The organism is Halomonas sp. H33-56, assembly GCF_040147035.1.
GTDB lineage: Bacteria > Pseudomonadota > Gammaproteobacteria > Pseudomonadales > Halomonadaceae > Halomonas > Halomonas litopenaei.
The window spans coordinates 3096468-3113887 of record NZ_JAMSHP010000001.1; the positions used below are offsets into that span (position 1 = coordinate 3096468).

The following is a 17420-nucleotide window of genomic DNA, read 5'->3' on the forward strand; positions in this document are numbered from 1 at the left end:
CTTTGCGGCAAGCCCTTTCTCCGCCCGCGGCGGTTCACCATTTGGGGACTGACATGCTCAACGCCAACAATATGCTCGACAACTCCACCTGGCAGCAGGATCTGGATACACTCTTTGCGCGCATCAGCGATCACTACGTGGTCGAAGAAGACGCCTTCGTAAGTGAATTGATCAAGCTGATCGATGGCAAGGACGAGCACATCGAGCGCGTCGCCGACAAGACGGCTTCTCTCGTGCGCGAAGTGCGCGAGATGGACACCGCCGTCGATACCATCGACGAGCTGCTGCAGCAGTACAGCCTGGATACCCACGAAGGCTTGATGCTGATGTGTCTGGCCGAGGCGATGCTGCGCATCCCCGACAAGGCCACCGCCGATGCACTGATCGAAGATCGACTGGGCCCGGCCGACTGGAAGGCCCACCTTGGCAAGAGCGAGTCCTGGATGGTCAACGCCTCCACCTGGGGCCTTTTGATGACCGGCCGAGTGGTGAGCCTGGACAAGCCCAAGGATGGCAAGCCCAGCGGTTTCATCAACAAGATGGTCAACCGCATGGGCGAGCCGGTCATTCGCCGGGCCATGGTCGAAGCCATGAAGGTGATGGGCAAGCAGTTCGTGCTGGGGCGTGATATCGACGAAGCGCTCAAGCGCTCCAAGCCGCTGTTCGACAAGGGCTACACCTACTCCTACGACATGCTGGGCGAAGCCGCCCGTACCCGGCGTGATGCCGGCCGCTACTTCGACGACTACGCCACCGCCATCCGCCAGGTCGGCAAGACCAGCCGCAACCTGGGCGACAGGACGCCGGCACCGTCGATCTCGATCAAGCTGTCCGCGCTGCACCCTCGCTACGAGTTCGGCCGCCGCGAACAGGTCCTCGAGGAGCTGGTGGGCAGCGTCAAGGAGCTGGCCAAACTGGCCCGGGACAATGACGTGGCGGTGACCATCGACGCCGAGGAGGTCGACCGCCTGGAGTTGTCGCTGGAGGTCTTCCGCGCCGTCTACGAGAGCGACATCTGCCGCGGGTGGGGCCACTTCGGTCTGGTGGTGCAGGCCTACTCCAAGCGCGCCCTGCCGGTGCTGCACTACCTCAACCGTCTGGCCGACTTCCAGGGTGACGAGATCCCGTTGCGTCTGGTCAAGGGCGCCTACTGGGACACCGAGATCAAGGAGTCCCAGCAGCTCGGCGTCGACGGCTATCCGGTGTTCACCCGCAAGGCATCCACCGATGTGGCCTACCTGGCCTGCGCGCGCTTCCTGCTGTCCGATGCCACCAAGGGTCGCATCTTCCCGCAGTTCGCCACCCATAACGCCCATACCATCACCACCATCCTCGAGCAGGCCAACCACACCAGCCGAGCCTTCGAGTTCCAGCGCCTGCACGGCATGGGCGAGGCACTCTACGATGCCGCGCTAAAGCGTGCACCTGAAGGCACCTACTGCCGTATCTACGCCCCAGTGGGCGCCCACAAGGACCTGCTGCCCTACCTGGTTCGCCGACTGCTCGAGAACGGTGCCAACTCCTCCTTCGTGCATCAGCTGGTGGACCCCAAGGTGCCGGTGGAGTCGCTGTGCGTCCATCCCATCGAGACACTGCGACAGTTCGACAGCCTGTCCAATCCCCAGATTCCGCTGCCTCGCGACATCTATGGCGAGCACCGCCCCAACTCCCGCGGCGTCAACCTGACCATCAACAGCCAGTACCGGCCGCTGATGGAGGCCATGGGCAAGCACATGGATACCCGCTACCAGGCGCGTCCGCTGCTGGCCTTCGAGGTCGCCGAGGACCCCGCCCAGACCCACGAAGTCACCAGTCCTTACGACCGTCGCCAGGTGGTCGGTAGCGTGCAGTGGACCACCCGCGAACAGACCGAGCGGGCGGTGGACGCGGCCTGGGCTGCCTTCCCGGCATGGGAGGTCACCCCGGTCAAGGAGCGCGCCGACATCCTGAGGCGCTTCGCCGACCTGATGGAAGAGCACCTGGCGGAGCTGATGGCGCTGTGCTCGCGTGAAGGTGGCAAGCTGTTGACCGACGGCGTCGACGAGATCCGCGAAGCGGTGGACTTCTGTCGCTACTATGCGGTGCGCGCCGAGGAGATCTTCGGTGAGCCCACCGAGCTGCCCGGCCCCACCGGCGAGTCCAATCGTCTGCACATGGGCGGCAAGGGGGTGTTCGCCGCGATCAGCCCGTGGAACTTCCCGGTGGCAATCTTCTGCGGCCAGATGGTCGCCACCGCGGTGGCCGGCAATACCGTGCTGGCCAAGCCCGCCGAGCAGACGTCGATCGTTGCCCACCGGGTGGTCGAGCTGCTGTACCAGGCCGGCATGCCGCGTGAAGTGGTTCAGTTGCTGCCCGGCGACGGCCCCACCGTGGGCAGCGTGCTGACCGGCGATTCGCGGATCACCGGGGTGGTCTTCACCGGCGGTACCGATACCGCCCAGATCATCAACCGCGCCCTGGCCGAGCGTGAGAATGCGCCGCTGCCGACACTGGTGGCCGAGACCGGCGGCATGAACGCGATGATCGTCGACTCCACCGCCCTGCCCGAGCAGGTCGTCGCCGACGTCATCCACTCGGCCTTCCAGAGCGCCGGACAGCGCTGCTCGGCCTTGCGGGTGCTCTACCTGCAGGACGACGTCGCCGACCGTGTGCTGGAGATCCTCGACGGCGCCATGGCCGAACTCCACGTGGGTGACCCACGCGACCTCGGCACCGACGTAGGCCCGGTGATCGACGAGGACGCGCGCAAGGACCTGCAGGCGCATATCGATCGGCTGAAGGGTGAAGGACGTCTGATCAGCGAAACGCCGCTGAAGCCCGAGCACACCAGTGAAGGCACCTTTGTCGCCCCGGCGGCCTTCACCATCGATGGTATCGATGCGCTCGAGCGTGAACAGTTCGGCCCGGTGCTGCACGTGGTGCGCTGGAAGTCCAACGAGCTCGACAAGGTGATCGCCTCGATCAACGCGCGTGGTTATGGCCTGACCTTCGGCGTGCACAGCCGCAACGAATCCTTTGCCGATGAAATAGCGCGGAAAGTGCGCGTTGGCAACGTCTACATCAACCGCAATATCATTGGTGCTGTCGTAGGCGTTCAACCCTTCGGCGGTCAGGGGCTCTCCGGCACCGGCCCCAAGGCCGGCGGCCCCAACTACCTGTTGCGTTTCGCCACCGAGAAGACGGTGACCAACAACACGGCGGCACTCGGCGGCAACGCCTCGCTGCTGGCGCTAGGGGACGAGTAAGTCAGGTCCTGGCCTGCTGGTCCAACGCACTCACCCGACGGTCGGCGCATCGTCGGCAACCGGCGCTCACCCACTACCCCGAGGGGAGCGCCGGATCGCAGGGACGCGCGTGACGACCGCGCCCACACGGGGAGATCATCGCGCTCGACACAGAGCCGGTGACTTGAGAACGCCAACCACCCACGACAAAAACCACAAGGAACGCTCCCATGGTCGAAAACAACGCCACCATTGGCATCACGTTCGCGCTGTATCTGATATTGATGCTGGTCATCGGTATCATTGCTTACAAGCGCACCACCAATCTGTCCGACTATATCCTTGGTGGCCGCTCGCTTGGCCCCTGGACGTCGGCGATATCTGCCGGCGCCTCGGACATGTCGGGCTGGCTGCTGCTGGGTCTGCCCGGTGCGGCCTACGTCAGCGGTCTGTCGGCCTCCTGGATCGCCGTGGGCCTGTTGATCGGCACCTGGCTCAACTGGCTGATCGTCGCCCGGCGCATGCGCGTCTACACCTTCAAGGCCAATGACGCCCTGACCCTGCCGGACTTCTTCGCCAAGCGCTTTCGCGAGAAGGCACCGCTGTTGCGGGTGATCTCGGCGGTCTTCATCCTGCTGTTCTTCCTGTTCTACACCAGCTCCGGCCTGGTTGCCGGCGGCAAGCTGTTCGAGACGGTATTCGGCTTCGACTACACCATCGCGGTGACCGTCGGTACGCTGGCCATTATCTCCTATACCTTCTTTGGCGGCTTCCTGGCGGTCTCCTGGACGGACCTGATCCAGGGTCTGATGATGGCGGCGGCGCTGCTGGTCGTGCCGGTCATCGCCCTGACCGAACTGGGTGGCTTCAGCGGCAGTGGCCAGCAGATCCTGGCCGAGAACCCCGACATGCTGAGCTGGTTCGTCGATGCGTCCACCGGTGAAACCCTGACCGCCATCGGCATCATCAGTTCGCTGGCCTGGGGCCTTGGCTACTTCGGCCAGCCGCACATCCTGGCGCGTTTCGCGGCCATCCGCTCCGAAGCCGACATCCCCGCCGCCCGTCGCATCGCCGTGACCTGGTCGGGCCTGTGCCTGGTCTGCGCCATGGCGGTCGGTCTGCTGGGCCTGGTCTACATGACCCGCGACCTGGGTGACGGCGAGACCATCTTCATGGTCATGGTCAACGCCATCTTCCATCCGCTGGTCGCCGGTGTGCTGCTCGCCGCCATCCTGGCTGCGGTCATGTCCACCGCCGACTCCCAGCTGCTGGTGTCGTCCTCTGCCCTGACCGATGACTTCTACAAGGCGCTGTTCCGCCCCGACGCCAGCCAGTCCGAGCTGGTCTGGGTCGGCCGCTTTGCGGTCATCGGCATCGCCGTCATCGCCTACCTGCTGGCGATGAACCCGGACTCCACGGTACTGGGACTGGTGTCCTACGCCTGGGCCGGTTTCGGCGCCGCCTTCGGTCCTGCACTGATCATGTCGCTGTACTGGCGTCGCATGAACCAGTGGGGCGCGCTGGCCGGTATCGTGGTCGGTGGTATCACCGTGGTGGCCTGGGCCGAGATGTCCGGCGGCCTGTTCGATCTTTACGAGATCGTGCCCGGCGTGATCTTCGCCTACATCGCGATCGTGGTGGTGAGCTTGATGACTGCCGAGCCGAGCAAGGAGATCACCGAGCAGTTCGACACCCTGGAAGACGCCTGATCGTCAGTGATCGTCTGCCACGCAAGAAGGCCGCCCTCGGGCGGCCTTCTTCGTTACGGGACACATCCAGCACGCACCTGGCGCTCAACGCTCACTGACGGTCGAACCGCCCTGCCCACCTTAGCCGTGCACATCAGCCCCGTTCAAAACAGACCGGCGTAGCGACACAGCAGCAGCACGATAAAGCTGACCAGTGCCAGCGGATACCAGGGCATGGCCCCCGCCAGACGCCACCAGCCGGGTACCGCGGAGAAGTGCAGCGGCATGGACAACCCCCCGCCCAGCGCCCACACGCCCAGAACTACCATGGCCAGCCTCGCCGGCGTCGGGAGATCACGAATCAGCCAGGGTTCCAGCAGCAGCCACACCGCCAACACAGCGGTCAGTGCGAGCACCAGTGCCGCCCCGCCCCAGGGCAGCGTCGACATGCCGAGCAACCTCTCACGCCTTCGTCTGGCCACCATCCCGCACTCTCCTCCGGAGTCTTCTCCCACAGTGAAGACGATTTATCGCCGGACGGCGAGCGTTTATGCAGTGCACAAGCGCGCATCGACGTCTACGCCACAATGTGCAAAAAAATTGTACAGCATTTACATCACCTACCCGCCCAAGTCGAATTAGTTCCATAAATTCTGGCTAGTTACTGCTATCTGGCCAATTAAATATTTCTACAAGACATTTAGAAACACTGTTCGTAAACTGTGAAGCGTACAAGGTTACTTCCCTCGGGAAGGATGCCATCGGATCATCAAGGAGGTCCCGCATGAACATGACTCGACTGATGGGCACCGCAGCCCTGCTCGCTACCACCACCTTCGCCGCCCAGTCTGCCCTGGCCTATCAGGCAGGTGACATCTACGTGCGCGGTGGCTTCGAGAAGGCCGACCCCACCTCGGACAACGGCGATATCGCCAACCAGGATCTCGATGTCTCCGAGGAGAACGGCTTCGCCTACGGCGCCGGCTACCTGTTCCACGACAAGTTCGGTGTCGAGCTCAACGGCTCCGAGGCTATGGAGCACGATATCGCGGTCAACGGCGGTAATGTGGGCAGCGTCGACCGTACCCCGGTCAACCTGATGCTCAACTACTACCCGCTGGGCGGCGTGGAAAACGCTCGCGTCCACCCCTACGTTGGCGTGGGCATGAACTACACCCACTTCTCCGACGAGAGCTTCAACGCCGACCTCGATAGCTCCTACGGCGCCGCAGCCCAGGTGGGTCTCGACCTCAGCGTCACCGACAACCTGCTGGTCGGCACCTACGCCCGCTACGCCGATGTCGATTCCGATATCGAGGTCGACGGCCACGATGTTGGCGAGGCCGAGATCGATCCGATGACCATCGGTGCCGGCGTCACCTATCGTTTCTAAGCGCTTGCGCTGTATTGAGAAAACGCCTGCGCGATCTTGAAATAAGCGGTTGAACGGTCAGCTCGATCGCGCCGCATTCCAACCGCAGCATCGAAGGCGTCTGGCTTTGCCAGGCGCCTTTTCTGGTGCGTTGACGGTTCATTTTTGTCGACCAAAGGAGGTATTGAGGTAGATCAATAACCACGTTCTCGATGCGGCATACACTGCTTGGCAATCGGGCTCGCTGAATGGCTCGCCGACCGGCTCGCCCACTTTTGCCAGTACGCAAGGAGAACACCATGCGCCATCCCCTGATCACCACCGCCCTGGTCGCCGCCATCGCCGGCAGCGCCCTCGTCAGCAGCCAGGCCTTTGCCGCCTACGGCAAGGGCGACATCTACACCCGCATCGGGGTGGCGAAGGTCAAGCCCGACTCCGACAACGGCTCGCTGTTGGGTGGCGACATGGACACCGACGTCCATGACGACAATGGTTTCGCCTTCACCCTGGGCTATCGCTTCCACGACAAGTTCGGCGTCGAACTGCTGGCCGCCGAGCCCTTCGAGCACGACGTCGACCTGAACGTAGGTGGCACCGATATCGGTGCCAGCGTCGAGCACCTGCCGCCGACCCTGACCGTGCAGTACTACCCCTTCGGTGGCACCGAGGCGCGAGTGCAGCCCTACGTCGGCCTGGGGGTCAACTACACCCACTTCTCCGACGAGGACATCGATACCGGAGACGATCTCGATCTGGAAGAGTCCTGGGGCTGGGCCGGCCAGGCGGGCCTCGACCTGGTCATCGACGACCACTGGGCGGCCAACATGGCGGTGTGGTATCTGGATATCGACAGCGACGTCGACCTCGACGGCACTGATCTAGGCGAGATCGAGGTGGACCCCTACGTGATCATGGCCGGTATCAGCTACCGCTTCTGATCCGGGTCAGTTCAGCAAAGCCTGCGATACGGCACAATACCTTCCGCAAACGCGATCTAACATTGGGAGACTGAAATGAGGGTACTCATTGTTGCGATGGTATTGGTGCTGATCAGCGGTACCGCACTGGCTCATGGTGGAGGTTGCCGAAAGAGCTCACCCGCAGGGCAGTGCTGCCATATGGACCGGAGCGCTGGCACCGTACACTGCCACTGACCCGCCATGCGGTATTGCTCTTCATTGCAAAACGCCCGCCCCCACTTGGGAGGTGGGCGTTTTGCTGTTGACGTCAAAAAGTGTATTTGGCGACGCATCTGTAGCAGGCCGCGGTGCCAATAGGGGCAAGAAGCTAGCGGGGATGATGGCGTGACAGCCCCAGTCGCCCCAGAGTGGCATCATCGAGGTGCTCGACGGCCTCTACCGCCGCCAGCGCCTGATGATAGCCCTCGCTAAGGAAGTCCCGACCGGCCAGCAGGTGCTCAAGGTACTCGCGGGCGGGCCGCAGGTCATCCCCCTGGCGTTCGGCGCCGGCGATATAGACCCAGGCCTCGATCGGCCCTTGTTGGGTGAGCACCGGCAGACGATGACGGTCGTACTCGTGTGGGTAACCTTCGAAGGGATCCATCTGCCGGATCTGCTCGGGCTCGAGGAGTTCGAACAGCGCGCCCTCGACCCGATCGCCTGGCGCCGGCACCACATTGGCGTGGGCGATGCCCGGCACCCGGGAGGCCTTGTTGAAGCGCAGCGCGTACCCTTCCAGGCTGCCGGCCAGCACACGCCGGGTCTCACCGATGCGCGCGGCGACACGCTTAATGTTCATGTTGCTGCCATAGGCAAAGTACCAGGGCATCGCCTTCTCCTCGCTGGGGACTTCTTCCGTTACCGGCGATTCAGTTCTCGGTGATCAGCCGGTCGATATCCTCGATCACCTTCTGCAACAGCATCCGGTCCTGGGCGCGCGCGCCTTCCTGGATCAGGTAGGCGTCCACCGCCGGGGCCACATCGCAACTGGCGGGCAGGGGTGCACGCTGCTCCACCAGGGTATCGAGCCTGGCGATAAACACGAAGCGCAGCCACTGAGGCAGCGACATGGTATCGATGCAGAACGGCTGCCGACTGTTGAAGGCGGCGGCCTCCGGCTTGTCCATACGCCACATGTTGGCGGCCTTCATGGTCGCCTCGAGCTCGCGCAGGGCCGCGCCCAGGGCGTCGTGGACGGAAGGTTCGGTGGGCATGATGCCTCCGCTTTGAAAATGGGCTTGGTGCACGTCATTGTCGCGTGCCGGACCAGCGAGGGCCAGCCCGGCAGCAACACGCGCGCCCCAAGAAACCGCTGCAAATGCGGCACCTCGAAGGGCACGCCTCGACGTGCAGACTTTCTCGAACGAGGATCTCGCCGGATGGATGAGCGATTCGGCCTACAGGGGCTCGGCGGCGGGCAGTACCTTGCGCAGGAAGTCTCGGGTACGCGGGTCCTGCGGTGCATGGAACAGCTCCGAGGGAGGCCCCTGCTCGACGATGCGCCCGCCCTCCATGAACACCACCCGGTCGGCCACGTCACGGGCAAAGGCCATCTCGTGGGTGACCACCAGCATGGTCTGGCGTTCACGCGCCAACTGCTTCATCAACGCCAGCACCTCGTCGACCCACTCGGGATCCAGCGATGAGGTGGGTTCGTCGAACAAGATCACCTCGGCCTGGGCGGCCATGGCGCGGCCGATCCCCACCCGCTGCTGCTGCCCCCCGGACAGCGACGCCGGATAGGCGTCCGCCTTGTCCGACATGCCGATGCGCTCGAGGATCTCACGCGCTCGCTGGTGGGCCTTGGCCCTGGGCCAGCGGTTGACCACGATGAGGCCCTCGGCGATGTTCTCAAGCGCCGTCTTGTTGGCAAACAGCGCGTAGTTCTGGAACACGAAGGCCGTGTGACGACGGGCAGCCAGGATCTCGGACTTGCTGGCCTGGGTCAGGTTTAGATTCAGCGGGCCCAGCGTCAGGCGGCCACCGTCTGGCTGCTCGAGAAAGTTGAGACAGCGCAGCAACGTCGACTTGCCGGTCCCGGAGGGGCCGATCACCACGATGATCTCGCCCTGCTGGATCTCCAGGTCGATACCGTCGAGCACGGTGGTATCACCGAAGCGCTTGGTCAGTCGCTCTAGCTTGATCATCGACGATAGGCCTCGTTGAGTCGGGATTCCAGGCGCCGCTGCAGCCAGGCCAGTGCCTCGACGATGGCCCAGTAGATCAGCGCCACGGTGATGAAGGCCTCGAAGTACAGGAAGCTGCCGGCGGCCTCTTTCTGGGTCGCCCCCATCAACTCGGTGACGCCCAGAGTGAACGCCAGCGAGGTGGCCTTGATCATGTCGATGAAGTAGTTCATCAACGTCGGCACCGCGATGCGAGTGGCCTGGGGCAGTACGATCCGGCGCATCAACTGGCCGTTGGTCATGCCAATGGACAGCGCCGCCTCGGTCTGACTGCGATCCACGCCGACGATGGCGGCGCGGATCGACTCCGCCATATAGGCCGAGAAGTGCAGCGTCAGCCCCATGATGGTGGCGGTGATGCCATCGATGGTGGTCAGAAACGACAGCACCTGGGGCAGCCCGTAGTAGAACAGGAACAGCTGCACCAACAGCGGCGTACCGCGAAAGAACGAGATGAACCACAGCGTCAGGCCGTTGAGAACCGGGATCTTGAGTACCCGGATCACCGCCAGGCCACAGGCCAGCACCAGAGCCAGCGCCATCCCGGCCAGCGCCATCCCCAGGGTCAGGGGCAGGTAGCTGAGCAGGATGGGCACCAGCCCAACCATGTAGTCGAGGTCGAGAATGCTCATGGAGAGTCGATCACCGCTCAGGGCGTGGTGATATCGGCATCGAACCAGCGCTCGGAGATCTCGCTCAAGGTGCCATCTTCACGCAGGGTGTCAAGCGCCTGGTCGACCTCGTCGCGCAGTTCCTGGTCGTCCTGGCGGAACGGCAGCGCATTGCGAATCTCGGAGAACGGCTTGCCGGCCAGCGCCAGCGGCAGCGGCTTTTCCTTGATCACCTGGGTGGCGCTGACGCGATCCATGACGAAGGCATCGACACGACCCAGCGCGGTGTCCTGCTCGATGTTGCTCTCATAGGTGCGGATATCGATCTCGTCGGCGTAGGGCAGCTCGCGCAGCAACTGCTCGTAGTTGGAGCCCAGATTGACGGCCACGGTCTTGCCCGCCAGATCCTCGACCCCGGAGACCTCGTCATTGCCTTCCTTGGTCACCACCTGAGCACCGTCATACACATAGGGCGAGGTGAACAGGTACTTCTGCTCACGCTCCTCGGTGATGGTGATCTGGTTGGCGATGGTGTCGATGCGCCCGGACTCGAGCATGCCGAACAACCCTGAGAAGTTGGCGGTAACGAACTCCACCTCGGTGCCCATCTCTTCGGCCACCGCTTCCATCACGTCGACCTCGAAGCCCTTGAGGGTGTCCTGCTCGACGAAGGTAAAGGGAAAGTAACCACCGGACATGCCGACTTTCAGGGTGTCGGCGTGGGCACCGGCAGCGACACCGATGGCACCTGCGGCGGCAAGAGAAACAGCCAGATGACGAACCATGGACGGCTCCTTGAAAACGATTGGGGCGGCCAGTGCGGCATGGCCCGGGAGGGTGACAGGTGGAGGCATCCATCGCCACTTCAACCCTGGGCTGCTCGATGGCTCAGCATGATTTGGAATAAACGACCGCCATTATATTCCAAATCGATAGCAGACGCAGTGAAAAATCCCAGGGTGAACCATAGCCTCCTGCTATTGCGATCGCCCTTCCCGGCAGCAACCGCCGACCGCCGTCGGCTAACTGTCACCTCACCGACTTATCCCCACCATCATTCATTCACAGAAGCGCTGAATGTCCCTGTGGATAACCCTTTGACAGATGACGCCGAGCCGCTTCTGACGCTCTTTTGCGGAGCTTGATCAAAAATTCACCAGCGGTGCAGCAAAATACAGTGCGAGGGATGCACAAATTTCCGCCGTGGACGGCTGACACTCCTCGAGCGGCGCGATAGAGTGCACGCTGATCTTTCGGAGGGGCCATGCAAGCGATCCATCGTCTTCACGACTTTTTCACCCTGACCGGTGCCGAGGTGCGTCTCTATCATATGGGACGGCGTGTGCACCCCTGCGCGCTCGAGACCCTGGCAGACTTCGAGAGCGGCCAGGTCCCCTGGCCGGAACCCTGGCAGGGTCGTGCCCGCCTGGCGCTGGTGTTTCGCCTGGGTGACATGAGCGACCCGCTGATCTGGTTCCTGGCGCTGCCGGTGGACGAACAGGGCCTTCTGGATGCCGCCCAGCGGGACGCCTTCCTCGAGCGCCTGCTGTCCACCCTGGGCCGCAGCGCAGAAGCGCTGGAGCAGTCCGACGGCGGCGAGATCGACAACCTGATGAAGGACAACCCGCTGGCCTTCACCCCTTCCCTGACCTTTCAGGCGATGCTGCACGCCCGAGCCAGCGCCGATCTGGAGCGTCCCGCCAGCGAGCACCTTGAGCCGGTCGAAGCCTTCCTGTCGGGCCAGGGTGGCCACGACTGGCAGGCGCTGGGCCTGCAGGGGCTGGCCGACCATGTGGCGCGTCTCACCCCCGAGACTGAGGCCTCGCTGGTAGCCGCTATCCCGCAGCTGCACAGCGAAGTGCTGACATCGCTATGCTACTGTCTGGAACATGTAGCACTATCAGCAGAGCTTGCAGAGGCGCTGCGTCAGCGCGGCGAACAGGCGGCCAGCCAGGGCGACATCGAGACCTTCTGCGCCTGTGTGCGCGCCGTGGGCAACGCGCCCGACAGCCTGGCCGGTGACTGGTTCGACGCCTTGCTGGCCGATAGCGATGCCTGCGGCCCGGACACCCTCGCGGCAATCGCCGCACGGGGCTGGCAACACCTGGAGCACGCCGAGCGCCTGCCGCTGTTTCTGGAGCGGGTCGCCGAATGCGACGGGGCCGACTTCCTGGCCGTTGCGAGGGACCTGGCGCAGATCCCCCGGCTGCGTCTGCCGGTACTGATGACGCTGCGTCAGGCCCCGAAGGACTCCGCCACCGCTCGCCGACTGGCGGCGGTCAAGGGCACAGGCGGTCATTGATTCGCTTGCCCGTGTGACGTTCGTTGCCACTGACAGTTCGACAACGGACGTCGCCTGAATAACAAGCAGCATCCCGCGACAAGGAGAAGACATGAAGGACCTGCCCTTTCAGGCTCAGGCCGTCGTCGGTCGCCGCGAGATGGTGATCCTGCCGCAGATGCACCTGCATCTGTGTGCCAAGGTGGACACCGGCGCTCGCACCTCGGCGCTGCACGCCGAGGAGATCGAGTCCTTCGAGGAGGACGAGATCCTGTGGGTCAGCTTCGTCACCCGTGCCGGCGGCCCCGACAGTCCGTCACACCAGTACCGTATGCACCTGCATGATCGGCGCAAGGTCACCAGCTCCAACGGCCAGGCCGAGTGGCGCTACTTTATTCGCACCCAGATGCAGATGGGGGATCTGGAATTTCCCGTCGAGCTATCCCTGACCGACCGGCGCAACATGCGCCACCCCATGCTTCTCGGTCGCCGCGCACTGCGCCGCCTGCTGGTGGCGCCCGGCGCCACCTTTCTGCACGGCGAACCCTGACGGATCCACCGCCCCTGACCTGGAGACTCGCACATGCATATCGCGCTGCTGTCCCGCAACCGCAATCTCTACTCCACTCGTCGCCTGGTGGAAGCCGCCGAACAACGCGGCCATACGGCCCGGGTGGTCGATACGCTGCGCTGCTACATGAGCATCGCTTCTCACCATCCGTCGATTCACTACAAGGGTGAGGAACTCGAGCCCTTCGACGCCGTCATCCCGCGCATCGGCTCCTCGGTCACCTTCTACGGCTGCGCCGTGCTGCGTCAGTTCGAGATGATGAACGTCACCGTGCTCAACGACAGCGTCGGCATCACCCGCTCCCGCGACAAGCTGCGCTCACTGCAACTGCTGTCTCGCAAGGGCATCGGCCTGCCGGTGACCGGCTTCGCCCACTCCCCCGATGACATCCCGGACCTGATCACCATGGTCAAGGGCGCCCCGCTGGTGATCAAGCTGCTGGAAGGCACCCAGGGTATCGGCGTGGTGCTGGCCGAGACCAACCAGGCGGCGGAATCGGTGATCCAGGCGTTCATGGGCATGAAGGCCAACATCATGGTTCAGGAGTACATCAAGGAAGCCAAGGGCGCCGACATCCGCTGCTTCGTCATCGGCGACAAGGTGGTGGCAGCGATGAAGCGCCAGGCGGCCGAAGGCGAGTTCCGCTCCAACCTGCACCGCGGCGGCAGCGCCAGCGTCATCCGTATCACCCCGGAAGAACGCTCCACCGCCATCCGCGCGGCCAAGTCCATGGGGCTGCGCGTGGCCGGTGTCGACCTGCTGCGCTCCAACCATGGCCCCGTGGTGATGGAGGTGAACTCCTCGCCCGGCCTGCAGGGCATCGAGAGCGCCACCGGCAAGGACATCGCCGGCCTGGTCATCGAACACCTGGAAAAGAGCGCCACGGCGCGTCCACGGACCCGTACGCCGGCCAAACCCAAGGGCTGAAGCGGCAAGGGCTCAAGATAAAAGCCCCGTAAAGGATGACGCCGAGGGGCGACCGATAGTACGGTCGCCCGTCTTGTCATTGGCGCTCACTTACCGCTCACAAGCGCGAGGCGGTCCTTCGCCTACGACGATATCTCGCCGCAACCGGGCCAACTTTGTCAGCGCTTTTCGACCAAGGTCGAAGCGATCGACCACCCCACCGCAAGAATCATAAATATTTGCCACATTAGGGGTGGCAAAACTCCTGCTGGAGCCCCACAATTTGCGTCACCGGAGGAGGTGACGCGCATGTTTCTCGATAATCGCCAGGTGGCGATGGACAGCCTGCTGGAGGCCCTGGCCGACAGCGTCGACTATTTCCAGGACAATCTCGAGCGCCTGCGACCCTCGCTGCGCGACGCTCTGGAGCCCCACTTCGAGACGCGCCAGAAGACCATGCGCGAGCTCCAGGAGCTGGCGCGCGAACACCTCGACCTGCTGCCGCGTGATGCCGACGTCGAACGCGACGACTACATGTGGCTGTGGAGTCGTCTCAAGAGCTTTGTCGGCAACGACTCACAGGTGTTGATCAACGAGCTGCTCGAGCAGGAGCGGGTGCTGATGCAGTCTCTCTCCACCCTGTTTACCCATCCCTTGCCGGGCCCCATCGAGCCGGTGATCGAAGAGGTATGGAAGGGTTGCCGCGCGCTGATTCGCGAGCTCTACGACCTGCAGAAGTCGACCGCCCAGAAGCGTGGCGCAGGCCGTCGAACCGTCAAACGCTGACGCCGCCGACGCGAACGCCAATCCACGAAAACGCCTTGCCAGGCTCTGCCGGCAAGGCGTTTTTATTGGTGAAGCGGATGCCAGGGTAAAGCGGCTGCTCTCAGTTCTTGCCGGCGTCGGGCGTGCGCAGCAGCAATGGCGCCACACTGGCGTCGCCTCTGGTCAACACCTCGTCGATGACCTCGTGAAGACTCCGAGCCTCGATGCGAGGTGCCGGCGCCGCGATCTTCAAAGGCTCCAGGGGGCCAAGAAAGCGCGGCTCGCGCTGCCACAGGTAGAGATCGCCCAGGGTCGCCACCCGGGCCACCCACTCCCGCAGGATCAGCCAGCGAGAACCCTCCCTCTCGGGCGCCGGGCAGCCCTCGACCTCAAGCCCCAGGGCATCAGCGATGAACAGCGCCCGCGGCAGGTGCCAGTCCTGGGTAATCAATAGTGCGCGCTCCACCTCGAACACGTCGCGGGCCCTGGCCAGAGTATCGAAGGTGCTGAAACCGGCGTAGTCCAGCGTCATGTCGACCTCGCGCACGCCACGCGCCTTGAGGTCGCGCCACATGGTCACCGGCTCGTTGTAGTAGCGGGTGGCATTGTCACCGGACACCAGCAGGTGGCGCAGACGTCCCTCGTTCATCAATCGGGCGGCGGCGATCATGCGCCCTTCGAAGTGGGGATTGCGGGTACCGCTGCGGGTCCAGTGGGAGGTGCCGAAGACGATGCCGACCTGGTGGGGGCGGCATTCGACGAGGCGAGGAGCGATGCGATCGCGGGTGGTGGCCACCACCCAGGCGTTGGCCGCGACAAAGGCCAGGGCGAGCAACAGGACCAGGCTACCGAGACACAGCAGCAGGCGACGAAACATCGTGAACAGCGGCTCGCGCATGACGATTCCAATTGACAGCGGAGGTCAGGACCCGCTGCGCGGGCCAGAGAGGGCCGGGTCAGAACATGCCAAGTTCCAGCTTGGCCTCGTCGCTCATCATCTCACGACTCCAGGGGGGATCGAAGACGATCTCGGTATGCACCTTGGAAATCTGCGGTGCTCCCAGAATCTTGTTGCGCGCATCCGCCGCGATCACATCGCCCATGCCACAACCAGGGGCTGTCAGGGTCATGCGAATGGTGACGATGCGCTCACCACTGATCAGGCGCTCGATACGACAACCGTATACCAGTCCCAGATCGACGATATTGACCGGGATCTCGGGATCGAAACAAGTCCTGAGCTGATCCCAGACAAACGCCTCGATCGCCGCATCGTCGGCCTCGGGGTCCAGTGTCGGGCGTGGCATCGGCTCGAGGCCCACCGCGTCCAGGTTGGATCCCTCGATCAGGTACAGACGTCCCTCGTAGGCAACACTCAGGGTGCTGCCCTTGGCCTGCATCACCGAGACGATGCTGTCCTCGTCAAGCGTCACCGTCTTGCCGAAGGGAATGGAGATGACCTCCACATCCCGCTGCAACGGCAGTTGCTGGCCCTTGCTCAGTTGAGCAATCTGATCGTGTTCGCTCATGCAATTCCTTAGGCGGGTACGCCGAATGACTCCCTTGCCAACCAGGGCTCGAGGCGGCACGCGCCGCCCCGAGCCGCCCTGCTGCTTCAGCGCAGCATGCTGATCACCCGCTGGAGGCTCTCGACCAGCACGTCGACTTCCTCCGGGGTGTTGTAGGCCGCAAAGGAAGCGCGACAGGTGGCATCGACGCCGAACTGGGCCAGCAGCGGCTGGGCGCAGTGGTGGCCGGTACGAATCGCCACGCCGAGCTGGTCGATCAGCAGACCGATATCCTGGCTATGCACGCCGTCGACCACAAAGGACAAGACGCCTGCCTTGTCCGGCGCGGTGCCCAGCACGCGAAGGCCATCCACCGCCGCCACGCTTTCGGTGGCGTGCTCGAGCAGGCGATGCTCCCAGGCACTGATGTGCTCAAGGCCGATCGAATTGACCCATTCGATGGCACGGCCCAGGGCGATCACTTCGGCGATGGCCGGCGTGCCCGCCTCGAACTTGTGGGGAATGGCGGCAAAGGTGGTCGGCGTCTCGAAGGACACCGTGGCGATCATCTCGCCGCCACCCTGCCAGGGCGGCATGGCCTCGAGCAGCGCCTCGCGGCCGTAGAGCACGCCGGCGCCGGTGGGACCATAGACCTTGTGCCCCGAAAATGCGTAGAAGTCGGCACCGATGGCCTGAACATCGATCGGCTCATGGGGTGCCGCCTGGGCGCCATCCACCAGAATCAGCGCATCGTGCTGATGGGCGACCCGGGCCATCTCGGCCACCGGGTTGATGGTACCGAGGGCGTTGGAGACGTGATTGACCGCCACCAGCCGGGTGCGCTCGCCGATCAGGTCACGGTAGGCGTCCTGATCCAGCGCGCCACGCTCATCCACCGGGATCACCTTGATGGTGAAGCCGCGCTCGGCCGCCAGCAGCTGCCAGGGCACGATATTGGAGTGATGTTCGAGCTGGGAGATCAGCACCTCGTCACCGGGACCGAGGTTGGCGCGCCCCCAGCTCTGGGCCACCAGGTTGATCGCCTCGGTGGTGCCACGGGTGAACACGATCTCGCGGGTGCTCGCGGCGTTCAAAAAGGCACGCACGGTCTCCCGGGTGCCCTCGAAGGCCGCCGTGGCCTCGTCGGCCAGGGTGTGAAGGCCACGATGGATGTTGGCGTTCATCTGGCTGTAGTAGTGATCGAACACCTCGATCACCTGACGTGGCGTCTGGCTGGTGGCGGCGTTGTCCAGATAGACCAGGGGCTTGCCGTGGACCTCCCGATCGAGGATCGGGAAGTCCTTGCGCACCCTCGCCACATCGAGCAGCAGATCGCTGAAGTGGGTCAT

General features: G+C 63.8%; 17 protein-coding genes. 8 read left to right on the forward strand and 9 right to left on the reverse strand.

Features of this window, described 5'->3' with window-relative positions; all coding sequences use genetic code 11:
• Positions 1-53: 53 nt before the first annotated feature.
• Positions 54-3245, forward strand: a complete 3192-nt coding sequence (gene putA / locus NFH98_RS13275) for a bifunctional proline dehydrogenase/L-glutamate gamma-semialdehyde dehydrogenase PutA (RefSeq protein ID WP_349622850.1) — start codon at positions 54-56, stop codon at positions 3243-3245.
• A 209-nt stretch (positions 3246-3454) separates the two neighbouring features.
• Positions 3455-4933 carry a sodium/proline symporter PutP gene (putP, locus tag NFH98_RS13280; RefSeq protein ID WP_045994400.1) on the forward strand — a complete coding sequence of 493 codons (1479 nt, stop codon included), beginning with the start codon at positions 3455-3457 and terminating at the stop codon, positions 4931-4933.
• Positions 4934-5076: 143 nt separating this feature from the next.
• Here putP and NFH98_RS13285 read toward each other — a convergent pair whose 3' ends face one another.
• Positions 5077-5397, reverse strand: coding sequence for a hypothetical protein (locus NFH98_RS13285; protein WP_045994399.1), 321 nt, complete (start codon positions 5395-5397; stop codon positions 5077-5079).
• A gap of 299 nt (positions 5398-5696) precedes the next feature.
• Between NFH98_RS13285 and NFH98_RS13290 the strand changes: the two genes are divergently transcribed.
• Entirely contained in the window at positions 5697-6305 is a 609-nt protein-coding gene (locus tag NFH98_RS13290) for an OmpW/AlkL family protein (protein ID WP_108450177.1), read from the forward strand.
• Positions 6306-6583: 278 nt separating this feature from the next.
• Positions 6584-7222 carry an OmpW/AlkL family protein gene (locus NFH98_RS13295; protein WP_349622851.1) on the forward strand — a complete coding sequence of 213 codons (639 nt, stop codon included), beginning with the start codon at positions 6584-6586 and terminating at the stop codon, positions 7220-7222.
• A 349-nt stretch (positions 7223-7571) separates the two neighbouring features.
• On the opposite strand, the gene NFH98_RS13300 is transcribed toward NFH98_RS13295, so the two are convergent.
• The 5 genes from NFH98_RS13300 to NFH98_RS13320 all read right to left on the reverse strand — a co-directional run bounded on the left by NFH98_RS13300 (position 7572) and on the right by NFH98_RS13320 (position 10825).
• Positions 7572-8072, reverse strand: a complete 501-nt coding sequence (locus NFH98_RS13300; protein WP_349622852.1) for a gamma-glutamylcyclotransferase family protein — start codon at positions 8070-8072, stop codon at positions 7572-7574.
• 40 nt (positions 8073-8112) lie between these two features.
• The gene (locus NFH98_RS13305; protein WP_045995129.1) at positions 8113-8457 is read right to left on the reverse strand and encodes a YqcC family protein; all 345 of its coding nucleotides are present in this window, start codon (positions 8455-8457) and stop codon (positions 8113-8115) included.
• A gap of 183 nt (positions 8458-8640) precedes the next feature.
• Positions 8641-9390: an amino acid ABC transporter ATP-binding protein gene (locus NFH98_RS13310; RefSeq protein ID WP_349622853.1), complete on the reverse strand. Its 750-nt coding sequence runs from the start codon at positions 9388-9390 to the stop codon at positions 8641-8643.
• Positions 9387-10061, reverse strand: a complete 675-nt coding sequence (locus tag NFH98_RS13315) for an amino acid ABC transporter permease (RefSeq protein WP_045995127.1) — start codon at positions 10059-10061, stop codon at positions 9387-9389. The genes NFH98_RS13310 and NFH98_RS13315 overlap by 4 nt, the downstream gene beginning before the upstream one ends.
• Positions 10062-10078: 17 nt before the next feature.
• Complete coding sequence (locus NFH98_RS13320) at positions 10079-10825, reverse strand: amino acid ABC transporter substrate-binding protein (protein ID WP_287165107.1); 747 nt, start codon at positions 10823-10825, stop codon at positions 10079-10081.
• 479 nt (positions 10826-11304) lie between these two features.
• Between NFH98_RS13320 and NFH98_RS13325 the strand changes: the two genes are divergently transcribed.
• The 4 genes from NFH98_RS13325 (at position 11305) to NFH98_RS13340 (ending at position 14584) form a co-directional block, all read left to right on the forward strand.
• Positions 11305-12342, forward strand: a complete 1038-nt coding sequence (locus tag NFH98_RS13325; RefSeq protein ID WP_045995125.1) for a DUF3549 family protein — start codon at positions 11305-11307, stop codon at positions 12340-12342.
• Between the two features lie 91 nt (positions 12343-12433).
• Entirely contained in the window at positions 12434-12871 is a 438-nt protein-coding gene (locus NFH98_RS13330; RefSeq protein WP_045995124.1) for an ATP-dependent zinc protease family protein, read from the forward strand.
• A 33-nt stretch (positions 12872-12904) separates the two neighbouring features.
• Complete coding sequence (gene rimK / locus NFH98_RS13335; RefSeq protein WP_045995123.1) at positions 12905-13819, forward strand: 30S ribosomal protein S6--L-glutamate ligase; 915 nt, start codon at positions 12905-12907, stop codon at positions 13817-13819.
• A 288-nt stretch (positions 13820-14107) separates the two neighbouring features.
• Complete coding sequence (locus NFH98_RS13340) at positions 14108-14584, forward strand: hypothetical protein (RefSeq protein ID WP_045995122.1); 477 nt, start codon at positions 14108-14110, stop codon at positions 14582-14584.
• Between the two features lie 100 nt (positions 14585-14684).
• Here NFH98_RS13340 and NFH98_RS13345 read toward each other — a convergent pair whose 3' ends face one another.
• The 3 genes from NFH98_RS13345 to NFH98_RS13355 all read right to left on the reverse strand — a co-directional run bounded on the left by NFH98_RS13345 (position 14685) and on the right by NFH98_RS13355 (position 17420).
• Complete coding sequence (locus tag NFH98_RS13345) at positions 14685-15461, reverse strand: SanA/YdcF family protein (protein ID WP_349622854.1); 777 nt, start codon at positions 15459-15461, stop codon at positions 14685-14687.
• 58 nt (positions 15462-15519) lie between these two features.
• The gene (gene sufT / locus NFH98_RS13350; RefSeq protein ID WP_045995121.1) at positions 15520-16092 is read right to left on the reverse strand and encodes a putative Fe-S cluster assembly protein SufT; all 573 of its coding nucleotides are present in this window, start codon (positions 16090-16092) and stop codon (positions 15520-15522) included.
• A gap of 86 nt (positions 16093-16178) precedes the next feature.
• Positions 16179-17420: a cysteine desulfurase gene (locus NFH98_RS13355; RefSeq protein WP_045995120.1), complete on the reverse strand. Its 1242-nt coding sequence runs from the start codon at positions 17418-17420 to the stop codon at positions 16179-16181.

Excerpts from the sequence above, each read along its gene's own strand:
- NFH98_RS13310 (WP_349622853.1), bottom strand. The coding sequence starts at position 9,390 with ATGATCAAGCTAGAGCGACTGACCAAGCGCTTCGGTGATACCACCGTG.
- NFH98_RS13320 (WP_287165107.1), bottom strand. The coding sequence starts at position 10,825 with ATGGTTCGTCATCTGGCTGTTTCTCTTGCCGCCGCAGGTGCCATCGGT.
- NFH98_RS13315 (WP_045995127.1), bottom strand. The coding sequence starts at position 10,061 with ATGAGCATTCTCGACCTCGACTACATGGTTGGGCTGGTGCCCATCCTG.
- NFH98_RS13340 (WP_045995122.1), top strand. The coding sequence starts at position 14,108 with ATGTTTCTCGATAATCGCCAGGTGGCGATGGACAGCCTGCTGGAGGCC.
- NFH98_RS13300 (WP_349622852.1), bottom strand. The coding sequence starts at position 8,072 with ATGCCCTGGTACTTTGCCTATGGCAGCAACATGAACATTAAGCGTGTC.
- NFH98_RS13345 (WP_349622854.1), bottom strand. The coding sequence starts at position 15,461 with ATGCGCGAGCCGCTGTTCACGATGTTTCGTCGCCTGCTGCTGTGTCTC.
- NFH98_RS13305 (WP_045995129.1), bottom strand. The coding sequence starts at position 8,457 with ATGCCCACCGAACCTTCCGTCCACGACGCCCTGGGCGCGGCCCTGCGC.
- putP (WP_045994400.1), top strand. The coding sequence starts at position 3,455 with ATGGTCGAAAACAACGCCACCATTGGCATCACGTTCGCGCTGTATCTG.
- NFH98_RS13295 (WP_349622851.1), top strand. The coding sequence starts at position 6,584 with ATGCGCCATCCCCTGATCACCACCGCCCTGGTCGCCGCCATCGCCGGC.
- rimK (WP_045995123.1), top strand. The coding sequence starts at position 12,905 with ATGCATATCGCGCTGCTGTCCCGCAACCGCAATCTCTACTCCACTCGT.
- putA (WP_349622850.1), top strand. The coding sequence starts at position 54 with ATGCTCAACGCCAACAATATGCTCGACAACTCCACCTGGCAGCAGGAT.
- sufT (WP_045995121.1), bottom strand. The coding sequence starts at position 16,092 with ATGAGCGAACACGATCAGATTGCTCAACTGAGCAAGGGCCAGCAACTG.
- NFH98_RS13325 (WP_045995125.1), top strand. The coding sequence starts at position 11,305 with ATGCAAGCGATCCATCGTCTTCACGACTTTTTCACCCTGACCGGTGCC.
- NFH98_RS13330 (WP_045995124.1), top strand. The coding sequence starts at position 12,434 with ATGAAGGACCTGCCCTTTCAGGCTCAGGCCGTCGTCGGTCGCCGCGAG.
- NFH98_RS13290 (WP_108450177.1), top strand. The coding sequence starts at position 5,697 with ATGAACATGACTCGACTGATGGGCACCGCAGCCCTGCTCGCTACCACC.
- NFH98_RS13285 (WP_045994399.1), bottom strand. The coding sequence starts at position 5,397 with ATGGTGGCCAGACGAAGGCGTGAGAGGTTGCTCGGCATGTCGACGCTG.
- NFH98_RS13355 (WP_045995120.1), bottom strand. The coding sequence starts at position 17,420 with ATGACCCACTTCAGCGATCTGCTGCTCGATGTGGCGAGGGTGCGCAAG.